Annotated in this window: 19 protein-coding genes; 5 read left to right on the top strand and 14 right to left on the bottom strand. The window is 65.5% G+C overall.

Features of this window, described 5'->3' with window-relative positions; all coding sequences use genetic code 11:
* Positions 1 to 7: 7 nt before the first annotated feature.
* The 8 genes from AC20117_RS05050 to AC20117_RS05015 all read right to left on the bottom strand — a co-directional run bounded on the left by AC20117_RS05050 (position 8) and on the right by AC20117_RS05015 (position 5,473).
* The gene (locus tag AC20117_RS05050; RefSeq protein ID WP_083339721.1) at positions 8 to 1,351 is read right to left on the bottom strand and encodes an MFS transporter; all 1,344 of its coding nucleotides are present in this window, start codon (positions 1,349 to 1,351) and stop codon (positions 8 to 10) included.
* Between the two features lie 240 nt (positions 1,352 to 1,591).
* Positions 1,592 to 2,149: an alpha/beta fold hydrolase gene (locus AC20117_RS05045; RefSeq protein ID WP_074700702.1), complete on the bottom strand. Its 558-nt coding sequence runs from the start codon at positions 2,147 to 2,149 to the stop codon at positions 1,592 to 1,594.
* Between the two features lie 21 nt (positions 2,150 to 2,170).
* Positions 2,171 to 2,455 (bottom strand): alpha/beta fold hydrolase, encoded by a 285-nt coding sequence (locus AC20117_RS05040; protein ID WP_158300432.1) that lies wholly within the window; start codon positions 2,453 to 2,455, stop codon positions 2,171 to 2,173.
* Between the two features lie 159 nt (positions 2,456 to 2,614).
* Entirely contained in the window at positions 2,615 to 2,935 is a 321-nt protein-coding gene (locus tag AC20117_RS05035; protein WP_074700705.1) for a monooxygenase, read from the bottom strand.
* A gap of 46 nt (positions 2,936 to 2,981) precedes the next feature.
* Positions 2,982 to 3,812 carry an aldo/keto reductase gene (locus AC20117_RS05030; RefSeq protein WP_170837951.1) on the bottom strand — a complete coding sequence of 277 codons (831 nt, stop codon included), beginning with the start codon at positions 3,810 to 3,812 and terminating at the stop codon, positions 2,982 to 2,984.
* Positions 3,813 to 3,854: 42 nt separating this feature from the next.
* Positions 3,855 to 4,277 carry a hotdog fold thioesterase gene (locus AC20117_RS05025; protein ID WP_074703211.1) on the bottom strand — a complete coding sequence of 141 codons (423 nt, stop codon included), beginning with the start codon at positions 4,275 to 4,277 and terminating at the stop codon, positions 3,855 to 3,857.
* Positions 4,278 to 4,363: 86 nt separating this feature from the next.
* A complete protein-coding gene (locus tag AC20117_RS05020) occupies positions 4,364 to 4,657 on the bottom strand; it encodes a DUF503 domain-containing protein (protein ID WP_074700707.1) in 294 nt (97 codons plus the stop codon).
* A gap of 75 nt (positions 4,658 to 4,732) precedes the next feature.
* A complete protein-coding gene (locus AC20117_RS05015; RefSeq protein ID WP_074700709.1) occupies positions 4,733 to 5,473 on the bottom strand; it encodes a dienelactone hydrolase family protein in 741 nt (246 codons plus the stop codon).
* Positions 5,474 to 5,703: 230 nt separating this feature from the next.
* Between AC20117_RS05015 and AC20117_RS05010 the strand changes: the two genes are divergently transcribed.
* The 3 genes from AC20117_RS05010 to catC are packed head-to-tail and all read left to right on the top strand — an operon-like array spanning position 5,704 to position 8,014.
* Positions 5,704 to 6,594, top strand: coding sequence for a LysR substrate-binding domain-containing protein (locus tag AC20117_RS05010; protein WP_074700711.1), 891 nt, complete (start codon positions 5,704 to 5,706; stop codon positions 6,592 to 6,594).
* A gap of 3 nt (positions 6,595 to 6,597) precedes the next feature.
* Positions 6,598 to 7,704, top strand: coding sequence for an enolase C-terminal domain-like protein (locus AC20117_RS05005; RefSeq protein WP_074700712.1), 1,107 nt, complete (start codon positions 6,598 to 6,600; stop codon positions 7,702 to 7,704).
* A gap of 31 nt (positions 7,705 to 7,735) precedes the next feature.
* A complete protein-coding gene (catC, locus tag AC20117_RS05000; RefSeq protein ID WP_074700713.1) occupies positions 7,736 to 8,014 on the top strand; it encodes a muconolactone Delta-isomerase in 279 nt (92 codons plus the stop codon).
* A 72-nt stretch (positions 8,015 to 8,086) separates the two neighbouring features.
* Here the strand turns inward: catC and AC20117_RS04995 are convergent, their stop codons facing one another.
* The 5 genes from AC20117_RS04995 to benA are packed head-to-tail and all read right to left on the bottom strand — an operon-like array spanning position 8,087 to position 14,673.
* Positions 8,087 to 10,762 carry a helix-turn-helix transcriptional regulator gene (locus AC20117_RS04995; protein ID WP_074700714.1) on the bottom strand — a complete coding sequence of 892 codons (2,676 nt, stop codon included), beginning with the start codon at positions 10,760 to 10,762 and terminating at the stop codon, positions 8,087 to 8,089.
* A gap of 53 nt (positions 10,763 to 10,815) precedes the next feature.
* Positions 10,816 to 11,640 (bottom strand): 1,6-dihydroxycyclohexa-2,4-diene-1-carboxylate dehydrogenase, encoded by an 825-nt coding sequence (locus AC20117_RS04990; protein WP_074700715.1) that lies wholly within the window; start codon positions 11,638 to 11,640, stop codon positions 10,816 to 10,818.
* Positions 11,637 to 12,671, bottom strand: a complete 1,035-nt coding sequence (benC, locus tag AC20117_RS04985) for a benzoate 1,2-dioxygenase electron transfer component BenC (RefSeq protein WP_074700716.1) — start codon at positions 12,669 to 12,671, stop codon at positions 11,637 to 11,639. The genes AC20117_RS04990 and benC overlap by 4 nt, the downstream gene beginning before the upstream one ends.
* A gap of 28 nt (positions 12,672 to 12,699) precedes the next feature.
* Positions 12,700 to 13,233 carry a benzoate 1,2-dioxygenase small subunit gene (gene benB, locus AC20117_RS04980; protein ID WP_074700717.1) on the bottom strand — a complete coding sequence of 178 codons (534 nt, stop codon included), beginning with the start codon at positions 13,231 to 13,233 and terminating at the stop codon, positions 12,700 to 12,702.
* A gap of 24 nt (positions 13,234 to 13,257) precedes the next feature.
* A complete protein-coding gene (benA, locus tag AC20117_RS04975) occupies positions 13,258 to 14,673 on the bottom strand; it encodes a benzoate 1,2-dioxygenase large subunit (RefSeq protein WP_074700718.1) in 1,416 nt (471 codons plus the stop codon).
* 321 nt (positions 14,674 to 14,994) lie between these two features.
* On the opposite strand from benA, the gene catA reads away from it, so the two are divergent.
* Positions 14,995 to 15,843: a catechol 1,2-dioxygenase gene (gene catA / locus AC20117_RS04970; RefSeq protein WP_074703212.1), complete on the top strand. Its 849-nt coding sequence runs from the start codon at positions 14,995 to 14,997 to the stop codon at positions 15,841 to 15,843.
* Between the two features lie 157 nt (positions 15,844 to 16,000).
* A complete protein-coding gene (locus AC20117_RS04965; protein ID WP_158300431.1) occupies positions 16,001 to 16,714 on the top strand; it encodes an NUDIX hydrolase in 714 nt (237 codons plus the stop codon).
* A 20-nt stretch (positions 16,715 to 16,734) separates the two neighbouring features.
* Here the strand turns inward: AC20117_RS04965 and AC20117_RS04960 are convergent, their stop codons facing one another.
* Positions 16,735 to 17,073, bottom strand: a complete 339-nt coding sequence (locus AC20117_RS04960) for an antibiotic biosynthesis monooxygenase family protein (RefSeq protein ID WP_074700720.1) — start codon at positions 17,071 to 17,073, stop codon at positions 16,735 to 16,737.
* Positions 17,074 to 17,088: the final 15 nt, after the last annotated feature.

Genomic DNA, 17,088 nt, shown 5'->3' with positions numbered 1-17,088 from the left:
GTGCGGCTCACGACGGCGGCGGCTGCGCCCGCTGTGTGGCTCTTTCGGCCGCAGTATCCAGCGGATGTGTGATTTCATCCTGCGGCATCCGGCCAATGAGGATGGCAGCGATGGCGAGCACGGGTGACGCCACGGCAACCACCACGTAGATCAGCCAGATCGGAACCACTTCGGCGACCGGACCCGCGAGAGCCATCGACACCGGCATCAGCGCCAGCGAGACAAAGAAGTCCAGGCTGGAGACGCGGCCGAGCAGATGGGGTGGAACCCGGCGTTGCAGCAGCGTTCCCCAGATGACCTGCGCCATACCCCAGGTGTAGCCGCAGGTGGCAAGCGCTGCCGCCATAAGCCAGAAGCTGTTGGTCAAACCGAGAATGCCCATCGGTACTGTCCCAAAGCCCCATAGCAACATCATCAGGGTCAGGTAGCGCCTGGGCAACCGGAAGCTGGACACGGTCAGCGCACCGGCCGCGCCGCCGATGCCGAACATCGCCAGCATGAATCCGAACGTCTGGGCCCCGCCGCCGAGCTGTTGCCGGATGGCGAAGGGCAGCAGCACTTCCAGCGGCCCCATCAGCAGCAGCAACAGGACAATGGCGTAGAGCAGCGTCCACAACAGCCACGGCGTGCGGACCGTATAAGCAACTCCTTCGCGCAGGTCAGCCCACACAGAGGCCCGGGCGGGCACGGAGGGTTCGCTGCCCTCATCCGAGCGCAGACGCAGCAGGATAGTGAAGGCGATGGTGTGGGCGGCGGCGATGAGGGCAGCGGTGTGCCCTGGGCTGGTAGCCGCGATGATCATGCCCGCGACCGCGGGACCGGCTGCCTGCTGCAGCACCGGCCGGATGGTGCCCTCCATGCCGTTGGCGGCGAGAAGCTCCTCGGGCGGCAAGATGCGCGGCAGGATGGCGGAGTACGCCGGAAAGAAGAAAGCCGACGCGATGCCCAGCATCCCCGCAGCGGCCGCCACCTGCCACAGCTGCAGCCGCCCAGTCAGGGCCAGGAGTGTAACGGAGGCCAGAGCCAGCAGGTTTACGGCCTCCACACTGATCAGGATCAGCCTGCGGGGGAGCCTGTCCGCCGCAATGCCGCCGAGCAGGACAAAGGACACCAGCCCGAGACCTGCCAGCGCGGCCACGAGGGAGAGCTCTGCCGGGCCGCCGCCGAGGGCGATGACCTGGTAGACCATGGTCACGGCCCACATCCCGTTGCCGAAGATGGAGATGGACAGGGCCGTGATCAGGATCCTGAAATCGTGCTGGCCCAGCGGTCTCAAGGCCCGGAGCCTCGCGGCCCCGGACGGCTGCGCAGCAGTATTAACCCGCTGTTTCTGTGCGAAAGGCTTCTTCATGGCAGCTGTCATTTCCTGTGCGGCCGAAGTCGGCGCCGTGGTGGTTACGATCGGTCGCGCAGTTTTACTGTCCGCTTGCAACGCTGTCGCGTCAAGTGGGAGCGAAACGTGGAAAACGATGCGGTTTTTTAGAAGAATCCGGCGCTACTCGGGCTCGGACGAATCCCATCCCACGCGGCGAGGCAGTTAGCCATACGATGCTTCTCCCGGACCGGACCGGGCCGGTCGGTCAAGTTCCGGCTACCGGGGCTCACCGCTTGAGGACATTGGGTGGCGTCGCATGAAGGAGTTGAGGGCCACGGCGACCTTGGCGGTGTGGGTGATGGCCAGCGAGTGGTCGGCGCCGTCCACCACCACGTCCTCGGCGTTCGGGAACCAGCCCAGGATGAGCCGGCGAACCTCAGCGAACCACGGCCCGCTGTCGGTGCCACCCACGTGCAGGACTGGACATTTGATGCGGCTGGCATCCTCTGCCGCGAACCGCCAGGCCAGCAGCGCGGGCATGTCGATATCGAAGAACGAGCGCGAGTCCCGCCTCATCTGCTCGACCGATCCCGGCAAGTGCCGCTCCATGTCCGTGCGCCAATGCGGGCCGATGACCAGTGTCAGGAACTCTTCGAGTGCCGCTTCGAGTCCGCGCGCACGGCGGGCGGCGAAGAGCTGCTCGTTGGCGGCGCGGAATTCAGGGGCACTTGGGACGTGCACCGGTGGTGGCTCCACCAGCGTCAGGCTGTGCACTTTCTCCGCCGCGTCCGCGGCAAGCTGCATCGCGACGGCCCCGCTGTAGGAGAACCCCACGACGTGTGCCCGCGGGATCCGTCATGCTTCCAGCAAGGTGCTGCAGTCGGCTGCGTCCAAGGAGATCGATCCCGGCCCCGCAATAGGGGTGCTGTTTCCGTACCCGCGCCGGTGGTAGACGATCGTCCGGAACCGGTCGCGCAGCTGGTCGGCCACGGGGAACAACTCGTCCGCAGTGAGGGCAGTCTGGATGAACACGATTGGCTCACCCGAGCCCTCGTCGAGAACCTCCAGCCCTGCAGCTCCAACCCTGATCAAATCCATCGCCGGGCCTTGACCCAGCTGCTTGGATGCGCGACTACCCACCACGGTGCCTCCCTCACGTCATCTCAGGCTAGACTCCGGTCCGCCTTGAAGCCAGCGCCAGTTGCCCTCGCTTCTTAATGAGAAACTGCTCGATCTGAAGGTGCGGCTGGCAGTCGCAGGGCGGGAAATGCGACGAGTGAGTGCCTATCATCCTGGTTATTAGGAATGGCGGTTGCGGGTCAAAGGGGCGTGTGTGATTTCGGACAGTTTGTCGTTGACGTCGTGCCGGGCGGTCACGATGTTTTCGATTCCGAAGGATTGCAGTCGTGCCGAGTGGAGGGCGATGTATTCGTCGGCTGAACGACGGTTGGCGAAGAGATAAACACCGCCTGCTGACTTGGCCGCGGCGTCCTCGGTCCAGATCTTCCAGATGAGTCCGGGCTGCCCGGCGATGTCGGCCGCGAGATCTGCATACGCCGCGGCTGCTTCGCTACCGAAAGGGCCAGTGGAGGGGAAATCGAAAATGACGAGGTGGGCCATCAGTTAGCTGCTTTCTATCCGTGGGACTGAGGGATGGGCCGAAGCCCTACATCTGGGTGAAGGCCGCGGTGGCCGGGTCCGCCCCGATCCGGTTGCCGGCTTCGAGCGCGGTGATGGCGCTGACCTCGTCCGGGGCAAGCGTCAGCTCGGCCGAAGCGAGGTTCTCAGCCATGCGTTCCGGGCTTACAGTCTTGGGGATGACGATATTGCCCTGTGCCAGATGCCAGGCCAGGACTATCTGCGCCGGCGTCGCGTTGTGCTTGGCCGCCAAGTCGGTGACCGTGGCGTGCTTCAGGTCCGCGCCTTGGCCGAGCGGGCTGTAAGCCTCGATGGCGATGCCGTGCTTGCGGCTCAGCTCCACTGTCTCCGCCTGCTGCAGTGTCGGGTGGATTTCGATCTGGTTGACGGCCGGCACGAGATCCGCCGCCGCGAGCACGGTCTCCAGATGCTCGGGAAGGAAGTTGGAGACGCCGACGGCGCGGGCGCCGCCGTCGGCCTGAATCTTTTCCAGTTCCTTCCAGACCTGGGCGTAGAGGTTCTGTGCCGGAACCGGCCAGTGGATCAGGTACAGATCCACATAGTCCAGTCCGAGCTCGCGCAGGCTGTTATCGAACGCCTTGCGGGCCAGCGACTGCTCGCCGTTGCGCAGCTTGGTGGTGATGAACAGATCCTCGCGGGCAATGCCGCTGGCCTTGAGGGCGGCGCCGACACCGGACTCGTTGCGGTAGGCCGCCGCCGTATCGATATGGCGGTAGCCTGCTTCAAGCGCTGCTTCGACGGCGCGCTGGGTTTCGGCTGGCGGCACCTGGAAGACGCCGAAGCCGAGCTGGGGGATGGAGACGGAGTTGTTCAGTTCGATCTCGGGCACAGTGGCCATGGTGGTTTCCTTCACGGGTAGACGGACAGGCTCTTTCGCGGACTACTTCTTGGGTACGTGGACCCCGAAGACCCGCAGTTCGGCCAAATGCTGCGCGTCTTGGTCCTCGATCGTGATGTCCACGATGTTGTTGCGGCCGTAGCGGGTGCGTTCGACGCCGGTGGCGACCAATTTGGAGCCGGCCGCTCCGGGTGCGATGTAGGTGATTTCCGCCTGACGGGAAACGGAGGGGTGTCCGAGGGATTCGCAGACGAACGCGAAAACAGTGTCGCCCAGGGTAAACAGATAGCCGCCATGCAGGATGCCGTGGCCGTTGAGCATGCTGTCCTGTACCGCCATGGACATGACCACGCGGCCGGCTTCGGCTTCCTCCACCTCGATGCCCAGGTGCTGCGAGGACTTATCGAAGGAGTAGAGGTGGCGGATCCGGTCTTCGACCGTCTCGTAATCTTTGGCTGCGGGCATGGTCACAGTTTCCTCCATGACGGTGGCGTGGGTCTCGAAGTCAACCGTATCGGAGAGACAGCCCGATGGAGGACGCCTGCAAGAAGTCAGTCGTCGCCGGAGAGGATCTGCCGGCGGGCGCTGAGCAGGTCCACCCCGGGACGGTAGGCCACGTAATTCTCCGCGGCATCGAGCACTTCGACGATGTGGGCGCGGTCCGCCCCGACCAGTCCGACGCCGAGCGCGGCGCGCCGGTGCAGGTTGTGATGGTCGACTTCGGCGATGGAAACGTCGAAGCGTTTGCGAACCTCGGCAATGACCGGCCGGACAACAGAGCGTTTCTCCTTCAGGGAATGGACATCTCCCAGAAGCAGGTCCAATTCAATCCAGCCGATCCACATATACCCATGGTGCCTTGGCCCGGATGATTTGTCGCCGTTCCCTGCGGCGGCTAAGGGCTCGGTTCCGTGGCGGAATCAGTTCAGATGCCGGTCGAGGAAGGCCAGGGAGCGGTTCCAGGCATCGGTGGCGGCGGCTTCGTTATAGGCCTTCGGGTTGCGTTCATTAAAGAAGGCGTGGCCGGCATTTGGGTAGACGACCGGCCGGAAGTTGATTCCGGCTTCCTGCAGGCCGGCCTCGACCCCGGGCAGTTTTTCGATCAGCCGGGTATCGCGCTCGCCGTAGAAGGCAAGCACCGGGCAGCCGATGTTGCGAAACTCGTCCACGGTGAAGTCCGCGTGGCCATAAAAGGGTACTGCGGCCTTCAGCTCCGGTTCGTGGACCGCCAGCGACCAGGCATAGGTGCCGCCAAAGCTGAAACCTGTCACGGCGATGCGTCCGGCAACGCCGCCGTTGCCTTTCAGATGATCGAAGCAGCGCTTCGCGTTGGCGGTGATACCCGCGGCTGTCTTCTTCGATCGCAGCGGGGCCAGGAAAGGGCGCATCCGGGGTTGCGTGGCGCTGCGCTTTTCCGGATGTGCCATTGCCTCGCCCAGTTGGGCGGCCACGTCGACGTCCAGGCCAGTACTCGAGAGCAGATCCGGGGCGATAGCGAAGTAACCTTGGGTGGCGAAGCGGTCGGCTACGTCCTTAACATGGTCATTCAGGCCCCACACTTCGTGGATGACGATGAGTCCGCCTTTGAGACCCGGGCCCGGACTGCTCTGGTAGACCGGAAGGGCGTTCTCGCCGGTGCCGATCTCGACCATTTCTCCCATACGGCCACTCTTGCACGGCTTCGCGCGGGGGAGAAGGGGGATTTGCGGTCCATGCAGGTTCAAGATGCGCGCGGGCGCAGGCAGCGGTTTGGGGCAGATGGGCTAACCCAGCGTGTTTAGGATGTTCCCAATATCAATTGGGCCCTAATATGTATTTCTCATTAGTAATGAGCGCGTCCTAATCTGGTTGCAGTGGTATTTATCAAGGCGCGACGAAACGGAGGTGCGTAGTGGAAACCCGGCACCTACGTTACTTTATTGCCGTGGCCGAGGAACGGCACTTCGGCCGCGCGGCCGATCGTCTGCGCATGGCTCAGCCGCCGCTCTCCCAGCAGATCAAGCAGCTCGAAGAGCAATTGGGCACGCTTCTTTTCACCCGCACTACGCGCAAAGTCGAGCTCACGCCGGCCGGTGAAATGCTTTTGGAGCGCGGTCGGCGGATCCTGGAAGACCTGGAAACGCTGGAATCCGATGTCACGCAGGTCGGCACCGGTGTGCAGGGCATCCTGCGGATCGGCTTTGCCGGTTCCGCGACTTACCGCTTAATGCCGCAGATCGTCCGCGAAGCCAAGGACAAGCTGCCCGGGGTCCAGCTCAAGGTCCGCGGCGAGATGCTGACGCCGCAGATGGTGGACGGATTGGAAGACCACACCCTTGACGTGGCGATTCTGCGCCCACCGGTCCGCTCCGCGGGCTTGGAGCTGAAGTTCCTCGAACACGACGAGCTGGTGGTGGCGCTGCCGGATGATTCTCCGCTGGTCGCCTTCGAAACAGTGTCGCTCGAGCAGCTCGCGGGGGAGCAGTTCATCAGCTACCCGGCGAATTCCGCCGTCAACGAGGCCTTCATCGATGCCTGCCGCAAAGCCGGCTTCTACCCGAACGTTGTACAAGAAGCCCGCGAAACGTCCACCCTGCTTTCCTTCGTTGCGGCCGGCACCGGTGTGGCGCTGATTCCCACCACCACACGCACCCTCTCCATCCGCGGCACCGTCTTCCGAGAGCTTAAGGACGCACCCGTCGTCGACCTGGCCATGGCTTGGCGCGGCGCGGATACCCGGCCGCTGGTCGCCCGCTTCACCGAACTACTGCAATCCGTCACCCAGCCCATAAAGGAACGTTGACCCGTGAAAATCGAGCGCATCGAGGCAATTCCCTATTCCATCCCGTACGCGAAACCGCTGAAGTTTGCCAGCGGTCAGGTCACCGAGGCAGACCACGTGCTGATCCGGGTCCACACCGATGAAGGCATCGTCGGCACCGCCGACACCCCGCCGCGGCCCTACACCTACGGCGAGACACAGGACTCCATCGTTTCGGTGGTCACGAAAATCTTCGCACCCGCCGTCGTCGGTCTTGATCCGATGGACCGGCAGAAGATCCACGCCATCCTGTCGCGGACCATCCACAACCAGACCGCCAAGGGCGGGCTGGACATCGCGCTCTGGGACATCATCGGCCAGGCGGCCAACGCCCCGGTGAGTTCCCTGCTGGGCGGCTACACCGACGCCATGGACGTCTCCCACATGCTCGGCTTCCAGCCCGCGCAGAAGCTGCTCGACGAGGCCCTGCGCTTCCGCAGCGACTACGGCATCAACACCTTCAAGCTCAAGGTAGGGCGGCGTCCGCTCGCGCTGGACATTGAGGCCTGCCATGTCCTGCGCGAGGGGCTGGGCCAGGACACCGAGCTGTACCTGGACGCCAACCGCGGCTGGACCGCCAACGAGGCGATGGAAGTGCTGCGCCAGACGGACGGCCTGGGACTCTCGCTGCTCGAGGAACCGTGCGACGCCAAGGAAGCCATGAGCCGGCGCCGGCTGGTGGACAAGTCCCCGATTCCCGTGGTGGGGGATGAAAGCGTTCCGACGGCGGGCGATGTTTCCCGCGAGCTGCTCTCCGGCGGCTGCAACGCGATCAGCATCAAGACCGCCCGCAGCGGTTTCACCGAGGCGCAGCAGATCCTGGGCCTGTGCACCGGACTCGGCGTCGACGTCGTTATGGGTAACCAGATCGATACCCAGATCGGCACCGTTGCCACCGTGACCTTCGGTGCCGCACACGAAGCCACTTCCCGCCGCGCCGGCGAGCTGTCCAACTTCCTGGACATGAGCGATGACCTGCTGGCCGAGCCGCTCGTGATCAAGGACGGCAAGATCAGCGTCCGCCAGGTCCCCGGTGTGGGGGCCGCCATTGATGAAGCCAAGCTGGCGCAATACCGCCAGGACAACAAGTAACCAAAGCCGTTCCCCAAACCGAAGGAATCACATGCTGTTTCTGGTCCGAATGGACGTCAATATTCCCGTCGACATGCCCGCCGAGGAAGCTGCCTCGATCAAGGCCACCGAGAAGGCTTACTCGCAGAAGCTCCAGCAGGATGGCCGCTGGGCGAGCATCTGGCGCGTTGTCGGCGAGTACGCCAACTACTCAGTGTTCGACGTCGAAAGCAACGACGAGCTGCACGAACTGCTCTCCGGGCTGCCGCTGTTCCCGTACATGGACATTGACGTGATCCCGCTGGCGAAGCACCCGTCCTCGATCAAGTAGCACGGCCGCTGCCACCGGCAGACCGACGCCCCTGGCTCCCCGCAGGAGTCAGGGGCGTTGCCTTTGCCGCAGCTAGGGGCGTTGGCCTTCCGGCCGGTACCGCGCCGCCAGCTCGGTGCGGGAACGGATCTGGAGCTTCCCATAGATCCGGGTCAGGTGGTACTCCACCGTCTTGACCGAGACGATCAGCTCCTGCGCCGCCTCGCGGTTGCTCCTGCCCTGCGCGACCAGCAGGGCGACGGCGTGTTCCTGCGCCGTCAACGAACTGGCATCCGAGTCTTCGCGGCGCTGCACGTCCACGCCGCTGGCAGCCAGTTCACGGTCGCAGCGAGCTACATAGGCCTGCGCACCCAGCAAGGCGAAGGCCTGGCGGGCTGCGGCAAGCTGCTCCGCGGATTCGCGCCGTTTGCCCGCGCGCCGCAGGCTCTGGCCATAGGAGTACTGCACACGGGCACGGTGATAAGGGGCGGACAGCGGAGCCAGCTGCCCCAGCGCCCCTTCGAACGAGCGGCGCATGGCGTCGAGGTCGCCGCGCGCTGCGTGGATGCGGCCGCGCACCGCTCTCAGCTGGGACAGCGACGTGCGGTGCCGGCGCTCCGCGGCCAGGCTCTCGTACGGCGCAAGGAACGCCGAGGCTTCGTCCAGCCGGTCGAGCAGGACCAGGGCGTTGGCATAGGTATCCTGCCAGATCCAGAAGAACGGTTCGGACCGCCGCGCGGTGTGCGTCTGCGCCAGCGGCGCGAGCACCCGGACAACCCCCTGGTAATCCGTTCCGGCTTCCAGCAGCTGGGCCTGCGCCAGCAGTGCCGGGCTCAGCATGCTTTCGTAGTTTTCCGCCGAGGCGGACCCGAGCCGGAGATGCTCCCTGGCCTGGTCCGGGTTGCCGCGCAGGGCATGGATCTGGGCACCGGTCCAATGGAGCAGCGGCCGCAACAGATCCAGCTGTGCCCGCTCCAGTTTCGCCGTGGCCGCGCCGACCGTGGCGAGGGCGGCGTCCCAGTCACCCAGCGTGAAGTGCGTGCGCGCCAGCCAGGCGCTGGCCCACAGCGAGATGCGCAGCGAGCCGGAACGGTACTCCGTGGGGACAGCGGCCTCCAGCTGCATGCGGGCGGTTTCCGGATCGTCCAGGGCGAGCCGGGCCCAGCCGCTGCCCAGCAGGACCCGCTGGCTGTGGGCACCTGGAGGGGCATCGGCGAGCACATGCTCATAGTGCCGTTGGGCGGCGTCGGGCTGGCCCGAGGCCGCCAGCCCCAGACCGATGATCGCCTCCGTCTCGATGGCGGTTGGGCTGCCGGGGGCCGCCAAGTCGACGGCACGGGTGGCCCACTCGATAATGTCGGCGCCCCGCCATCGTGCCAAGGCATGAATGACCTGGCGCTGGGCGATTTGGGCGCCGATCGCACGGTCCTCGGGCGGCCGGCGCTTCCAAGCATTGTCCAGATGGAACTGCGCCTCGGCCTCCCGGCCCCGGCAGATGGCGAGGTAGCCCAGCACACCGTCGCGCTCGGCCGTAGCGGGCATGCTCTCAAGCGCCGGAAGCAGGCGGATGGCCCGGACCAGGCGTCCGGCACCGACCAGCGCATCGGCCGCCCGCACCAGCCTGCCCTGCCTATTGCGCGCCTGGGTGCTGAGCCTGCTGGCCTCCAGGAGCGCGTCGGCGGCAGCCGCCCATGCCCCGGTGGAGGCCTGGGTGGAAGCGAATTCATCCAGTTTGTCCGCCAGCTTGTCGTCGGCGGCCGGAGCGGACCGCGCAAGATGCCACAGATGCAGGGCCTCGTCAGGCAGGACCTCGGCCGCCTGGCGGTGCAGTTCGGCTCGCCGCAGTCCGGACAGCTGGTCATAGACCGCGGCCCGGAAGAGCGGCAGCCGGAAATCGAGCAGGTGCGCATTGTCGGAGAACTCGGTCCGCAACAAGCCTGTCGCCACGGCGGCGTCCATGACGGCCAGGGGATCGGAAACCCCTGCGATTGCGGCGATGTCGAATAGGTCGCCGGACTGGCCGATGATCGCCGTCGCCTCGATCAGTGCCCGGACCGCGGCGGGAACCTCGGCGAGCTGGTGCGCCACCTGGGCTGCGACGGCCGTCGAGGCCGGCAGCCGGCTGAGACCGTCCCCGGCGGCACGGGCGGGCAGCTCCGGCAACAGCTCGCAGACATAGCCGGGCAGGCCGCCGGTGTGGCGGCGGATCTGCTGCGCGGCAGGCCCGGACAGCTCCCGGCCGGTGAGGTGTTCGTGCAGCTCGCGGATTTCGCCGGGGGACAGCGGCTCAAGCAGCAGCCGGGTGATCCGGTGGCCGGACAGGTGGCGCGCAGTGGCACGGTCGATCGCGGCCGTGCTGTCGAGGGTCAGCAGGACCAGCAGCGGACCCGAGGCCGGGTCTTCCGCCAGCTGGAGCAGCTCATGAACGGAATCGGCGTCGACCCACTGGATATCTTCAAGAACGACGGCGACCGGCCCGTCTTCCCGGAGCAGGTCGAGCAGGTCCGCCGGATCGCTGCCCAGTGCCAGGCGGGACAGGCCGGACCGGGGCGCGGACTCGACCCACGGGAGTCCGCCGGAGCGCAGGACCCGCAGTTCCGGATGGCCGGCCAGGAATTTTTCCAGCACCGCGCTCTTGCCGATGCCGCCGGGCCCGAACAGGACCGCGGTCCTGGACCTACCCTGTTTAACGTCCTGCAGGAGCTCCCCGAGAACGGAGAGCTCCTGCAAACGCCCGACAAAGAGGCTGTCGTAATTCCGGTAAACCATCGCCTACGAGCTTAGCCCGCCCGAGCTTAGCCCGATGGCGCCGAGGGCACCGATCAGCCCAGATCGCCGCCGGCCACGGGCAGGATGGTGCCCGTAATGTAGGACGCTTCGTCCGAGGCCAGGAAGACGATGGCCGCGGCCTGCTCGTCCAAGGTCCCGTAGCGCTTGAGCAGCGAAGAGTCCACCGTCTGATCGACGATCTGCTGGTACCAGATTTTTTCCTGTTCCTGCTCCGGTTCGGGTCCGCGCTTGACCTTGCGGGCCGGGGCCTCGGTGCCGCCCGGGGCCGTGGCGACCACGCGGACGCCGTGCTGGGCAGCTTCCAGAGCCAGCGACTGGGTCAGGGCATTGACGCCCCCCTTCGCCGCCGCGTACGGCGCCCGGTTCACACCGCGGGTGGCCACCGAGGAAACGTTGACGATCACGCCGGCGCCCTGTTCGATCAGCTGCGGCAGAGCCGCGCGGCAGGTCCACAAGGTGGGGAACAGGGAGCGTTGGATTTCTTTCTGGATCTCCTCGGCGGCGTAATGCTCGTACGGCTTGGCCCAGATGGTGCCGCCGACGTTGTTGATCAGCACATCGATCCGGCCGAAGGCGGCGACGGCTTCGGCCACCGCCGACTCCGCGCCGTCGAACTGCTCCAGATCGGCCGTCACGCTGCTGGCCTTGGCGCCGGTGGCGCGGAGCTCCGCTGCCACCTCATGGACCAGTTCGGCACGGTCCACCAGCACGACGGCGGCGCCTTCCGCACTGATCCGGCGGGCCACGGCCAGCCCGATGCCTTGCGCGGCGCCGGTAACGACGGCGATCTTGCCCTCGAACCGGCCCGGAAACACCTTGGGCGAACCGGCGGGCGTTGCCTCCGGGGCACCGGTCATGCCGAGGCTCCGACCAGATCCGCTGCGACTGCCAGCGCAAACTTCTCCGAGTAGAAGTTCGCCGGGGTGATGCCCTCGGACTTCAGGTAGCCGCGCACTGCCTCGACCATGGGAGGCGGACCGCAGAGGTAAACATCGACGTCGCCGTCATTGACATGCGTCGGCTCGATCAGCGCGGTCACGTAGCCCTTGTTCGGGGCCTCGCTGTCCGGATCCGCCACGCAGTAGTCCCAGGTGAAGCCCTCGATTGTCTCGGCGTAGTGGCGCAGCTTGTCCAGCTCCACCAGATCCGCATCCGTGGTCACGCCGAGGATGAGGTGTACCGGCTGGCCGGGCGCCGTCGTCGTCATGGTTTCGAGCATGGCCAGCAGCGGGGCCAGTCCGGTGCCGCCGCCGAGCAGCAGGGCTGGGCGCTTGGGCTCGCGGAGGAAGAAGCTGCCCATGGGGCCGGTGAACTCCAGGGTGTCTCCGACCTTGGCCTCGTCGCTCAGGTAGGTGGACATGGCGCCGCCGTCGGTGATCTTGACGAGGAAGGAGATCTCTTCCACGTCCGGGCCGTTGCTGAAGGAGTAGGAACGCTCGACGCCGCGGCCGGGCACCTGGATGTTGACGTACTGGCCAGGCAGGTAGGCCAGCGCGGCCCGGTCGCCGACGGACATGCTGAAGCCGATGGTGGTCGGCGAGTAGCGCTTGATGTCCGTGACCGTGCCGGTGTGCGTGCTGGCACCGGTCTTGGCCATGTCCGAGGTGGTGGGGATCTGCAGCACCAGGTCGCTCTTCGGCGTCATCTGGCACGGCAGCGCGTAGCCGGCGTCCGCCTCGTCGTCGGTGAGCGCCTCGTCAATGTAGTCGCCGCCGTCATACGTACCGGACTCGCAGAGGGACTTGCAGGTACCGCAGGCGCCGTCGCGGCAGTCCAGCGGAATGTTGATGCGGGCCTTGTACGAGGCGTCCGCGACGGTCTCGTTGGGACCGCAGTTGATGAAGCGGGTGACGCCGTCTTCGAAGCTCAGTGCAACCTTGTAGGTCATGGGGGTGTTCCTTTCCGGATGCTTCAGATCAGATGTGGTAGATGTCCACGACGTGGTGGATGTAGTCGTTCTTCAGCACGACCTTCTTCTTCGTGATGACGGGCTGGCTGCCGCTGCAGTCGAGCGTGTAGAAGGAGGTGCCGAAGTAGGTGTCCACGTTGTTGTAGCGGTAGTACAGGGTGAACCAGTTGAAGCGGATGTCGATGACATCGCCCAGCTGTTCGACGATTTCAACGTTGGTGATGTTGTGGCCGGTGCGCGGTTCGGGCAGGCTGGTGGCGCTGGATCGGTCGGTGCGGATCCGGAAGACCCGGTCCTCCAAGCCGCCGCGGTTGGAGTAGTAGATCAGCGAGATCTCGCGCTGCGGGTCCTCGGTGAGCTCGTCGTCGTCGGCCCAGGCAGGCATCCAGAACTCGGCGTCGGGGTGGTAGCAGTCGAGCCACTTCTCGAACTCGCGGTCATCCAGGAAGCGGGCTTCCCGGTACAGGAACTGGCGGATCTGTTCGAGTTGGACCGCCTGTTCCTCGGCGCCCAGGGGAATGGTGGTTGTTTCGGTGCTCATGATGGTATTCCTTCCGCTCTCGCTCTAGTGTCCGCAGCCGGTTGACGTGCCGGCCTGCCCGGCGGCGGGGTTCGCGGCGCGCTCAGCGGCCTCGCGTTCCTCGGCGGCGACGGCGGTGCGCATGGTCTCGGCCCAGTAGCTGTGCTGGACGGGGTAGAGGCCTTCGTCTTCGGTCTTCGCGCCGCTGGAGAGCGGGTTCAGGCCGATCTTCTTGGCCTGCTCGTCAGGGCCGTTGAGCTGGTGGGTCACGCCGCGGCTCATATCGTTCCAGGGAGCGGTTTCGGCCAGGTAGGTCTTCTGGCAGGAGCGGAACTCTTCCAGGTCATCCGGGGTGGCCATGCCGGAGGCGTTGAAGAAGTCCTCGTACTGCCGGATCCGGTTTGCCCGGGCCGCGTCGGACTCGCCCTTAGGCGCGATGCAGTAGATGGTGACCTCGGTCTGATCCACCGAGATGGGCCGGAAGTGGCGGATCTGCGAGGAGAACTGGTCCATGATGTAGACGTTCGGGTAGAGGCAGAGGTTGCGCGAGGCGCCGACCATGAACTCTGCCTTGTCCACGCCGTGCTCGTCGGCCAGTTCCTGCCGGCGCTCGTACAGCGGGCGGTCTTCGGGGTTGCCCCACCACATCCACAGCAGCAGGTGGCCGTGCTCGAAGGAGTAGTAGCCGCCGCCCTGCTTGCCCCAGGTGCCCGCGTCCATCGCCTTGGTCTCGTTGGCCGATTCGCCGGTCCCGCGCCGCGAGGTGGTGGCGGCGTAGTTCCAGTGGGTCGCGGAGACGTGGTAACCGTCGGCACCGTTCTCGGCCTGGACCTTCCAGTTCCCGTCATAGGTGTAGGTGGAGGCCCCGCGGAGCACTTCCAGGCCCTCCGGCGACTGGTCGATCAACATGTCCATGATCTTGGTGGAGTCGCCGAGGTGCTCTTCGAGCGGCTTGACGTCTTCCTTCAGTGAGCCGAAGAGGAAGCCGCGGTAGGACTCGAAGCGGGCGACCTTGGTCAGGTCGTGCGAGCCGTCCTTGTTGAACTGCTCCGGGTAGCCGGCGTCGCGGGAGTCCTTGACCTTGAGCAGCTTGCCCTTGTTGTTGAACGTCCAGCCGTGGAACGGGCAGGTGAAGTTGTTCCGGTTATCCGTCTTGCGCCGGCACAGCATCGCACCGCGGTGACTGCAGGCGTTGACCAGGCAGTTGAGCTCGCCGTCCTTGGACCGGGAAATGACCACCGGGGTCCGGCCGATGTAGGTGGTGAAGTAATCGCCGACGTTCGGGATCTGGCTCTCATGCGCCAGGTACACCCAGTTGCCCTCGAAAATGTGCTTCATCTCGAGTTCGAAGATCTCCTCATCGGTGAAGATCTTGCGTTTGGCCCGGTGGATCCCGTTCTCGTGATCCTCGACGACGGCATCGTCCAGCGTAGCGCTGACATCGCTCAGTGCCTGGGTCATCTTCGTCTCCTTCATGTATGTCCGTGGCCACGCAACCTTGTGGTCGCTGTCACACGGGGTCTTGGCATTTAGCGACTACTCTTCCAGTCGGAGGTACACCTCACACTAGGGACGCCCCTAGGGTTGACCTAGGGTGGGATTGAAACGATCTACATCTCAATACTGCTGTTTTTCGTATTTGTGCGTCCTAAATAATGTGGTTAGGGTTACAGGAACACGTTTTTCTGTATCGCTGCTCACCTATCAGCAATGCGGGACGCGGCTTGGGGAAACAGGGCCGCAACCGGCAGCGGTACCGCCAAGGGAAAAGAAGGAAACGACATGACACAGGAAATCCAGGCCACCGCCGCCGCCTCGGGCGCCAACGCCACCGAACGCTTCCGCGAGAACAAGAAGTTCGCCGCTGACACCAGCAAGGAGCGCGTCAACCTGCTGGCGTCCCGCGTGATCGGGGCGATCAATGACACGATTCTGGAAGAAAAGGTCACCTACGACGAGTACAACGCGCTGAAGGCGTGGCTGATCCAGGTCGGCGAGGACGGCGAATGGCCGCTGTTCCTCGATGTGTGGGTAGAGCACTCCGTCGAAGAGGTGGCCAGCGAAGACCGCGAGGGCAGCAAGGGCACCATCGAGGGCCCGTACTACGTTCCGGATTCCCCGAAACAGCAGACCCCGGCCACGCTGCCGATGCGCGACGACGAGCCCGGCACGCCGCTGCTGTTCCAGGGCCGCATCACCAACGTCGACGGCGAACCGCTGGCCGGCGGCATTGTCGAGATCTGGCACGCTGATGACAAGGGCTTCTACTCCCAGTTCGCACCGGGCCTGCCCGAGTGGAACCTGCGCGGCACCGTGGTTGCCGATGCCGACGGTTTCTACCAGATCAACACCATGCAGCCGGCCCCGTACCAGATCCCGACGGACGGTGCCTGCGGCAAGCTGATCGCCGCCGCCGGCTGGCACGCCTGGCGTCCCGCGCACATCCACGTCAAGGTGCACGCTGCCGACCACCAGCTCATCACCGCCCAGCTGTACTTCGTGGGCGACGAGCACCTCTCGGATGACATCGCCTCGGCCGTGAAGCCTGAACTGGTCCTGGATCCGCAGGACAAGGCGGACGGCACCGGCCGCGAAGTCACCTACAACTTCGTGCTGGACCCGGCCAAGTAAAACCGGCGCCGGTCTTTGCGGCACCGTGAGCGGAGATGGATCCGTTCACGGTGCCGCTGCATTTAAGTAGTCCGGCCGCGGAATGGTCTTCTCTGCGATACGGTCAATGCTGATAGGGACAGCGCCGCCGCAGTGGTGGCAGAGGAAGGGGCCGGCAATGACTTTAGTGGGGTCTGCGGCGACGGTGGTGCTGCTGCGCGATTCCCTGGCCGGACCGGAAGTGCTGTTGCTCGAGCGGCCGCGGCACACCGGTTCCTTCGCCGGCGCCTGGGTTTTCCCGGGCGGCCGGGTGGATCAGGAGGATTACGCCGCCGCTTCAGCGGATGCCAATAACGACGGCGCCGCGGACGGGTTCGGGGACGAGGCGCACGAGTTGGCAGCCGCCCGCCGTGCCGGGGTGCGGGAAACGCAGGAAGAGACGGGCGTGCTGGTTCCGCCGGAGAGCCTGGTCCACGTGTCCTGCTGGATCCCGCCGACCGAGGCGACGAAGCGGCTCAAAACCTGGTTCTTCCTCGCGCCCGCCCCGGAGCAGGAGATAAAGCTGAACGAGGGCGAGCTGATGGACTACGCGTGGCTGACCCCCGCCGAAGCCCTGCGCCGCCATCAGGAAGCAACCATGCAGCTGGTTACGCCGACCTGGGTGACACTGCACCTACTGCTACAGGACTCGACCGTGGCCGCGGCCATGGAGCGGGCGGCTTCGGGTAAACCGGAGACCTTCCAGAGCCGCCGCCTCGCCGCCAGCGGAGGCAGCCAGGTGATTGTCTGGGCCGGCGACGCGGAGTATGAACAGAACGCTCTCGCGGCACAGGCCACCGGCAGACACCGGCTGACAATGAACGGCTTGAACTGGATCTACGAGCGGAGCTAGCCGGCCCGCTTCGGCAAAAATCAGGCGTTGGCGGTGTTGCCCGCGCTGCCGCCGGATACCTTGTAGCTCCACAGCTCCGCGGACATGCCCACGGGCTTCTGCGCCGGCGCGCCCTCGCCGCCTTCCTGCGAGTGGCCGTGGCCGAAAGCCTTCGAGCTCTTCCACGCCTCGAAGGACTCCTCGTCCCGCCAGCGGGTAATGACCAGCCAGGTGTTGCGCTCGTCGGTGGGCTGCAGCAGTTCGAAACCCTCGAAGCCGTCCTGGTTGTCCACGGCGCCGGCGCGGGCCGCGAAGCGTTTGGCCAGCTCGTCTCCGGAGTCGGCGGGTACGGTGATGGCGTTGATTTTCACGATGCTCATGGGCCTATTATGCTC

Origin of the sequence: Arthrobacter crystallopoietes (assembly GCF_002849715.1) — a bacterium.
In the GTDB taxonomy this organism is placed as follows: Bacteria; Actinomycetota; Actinomycetes; order Actinomycetales; family Micrococcaceae; genus Crystallibacter; species Crystallibacter crystallopoietes.
Note: the sequence above shows the minus strand (reverse complement) of the source record. Positions and strands in the feature narration are given on the sequence as shown.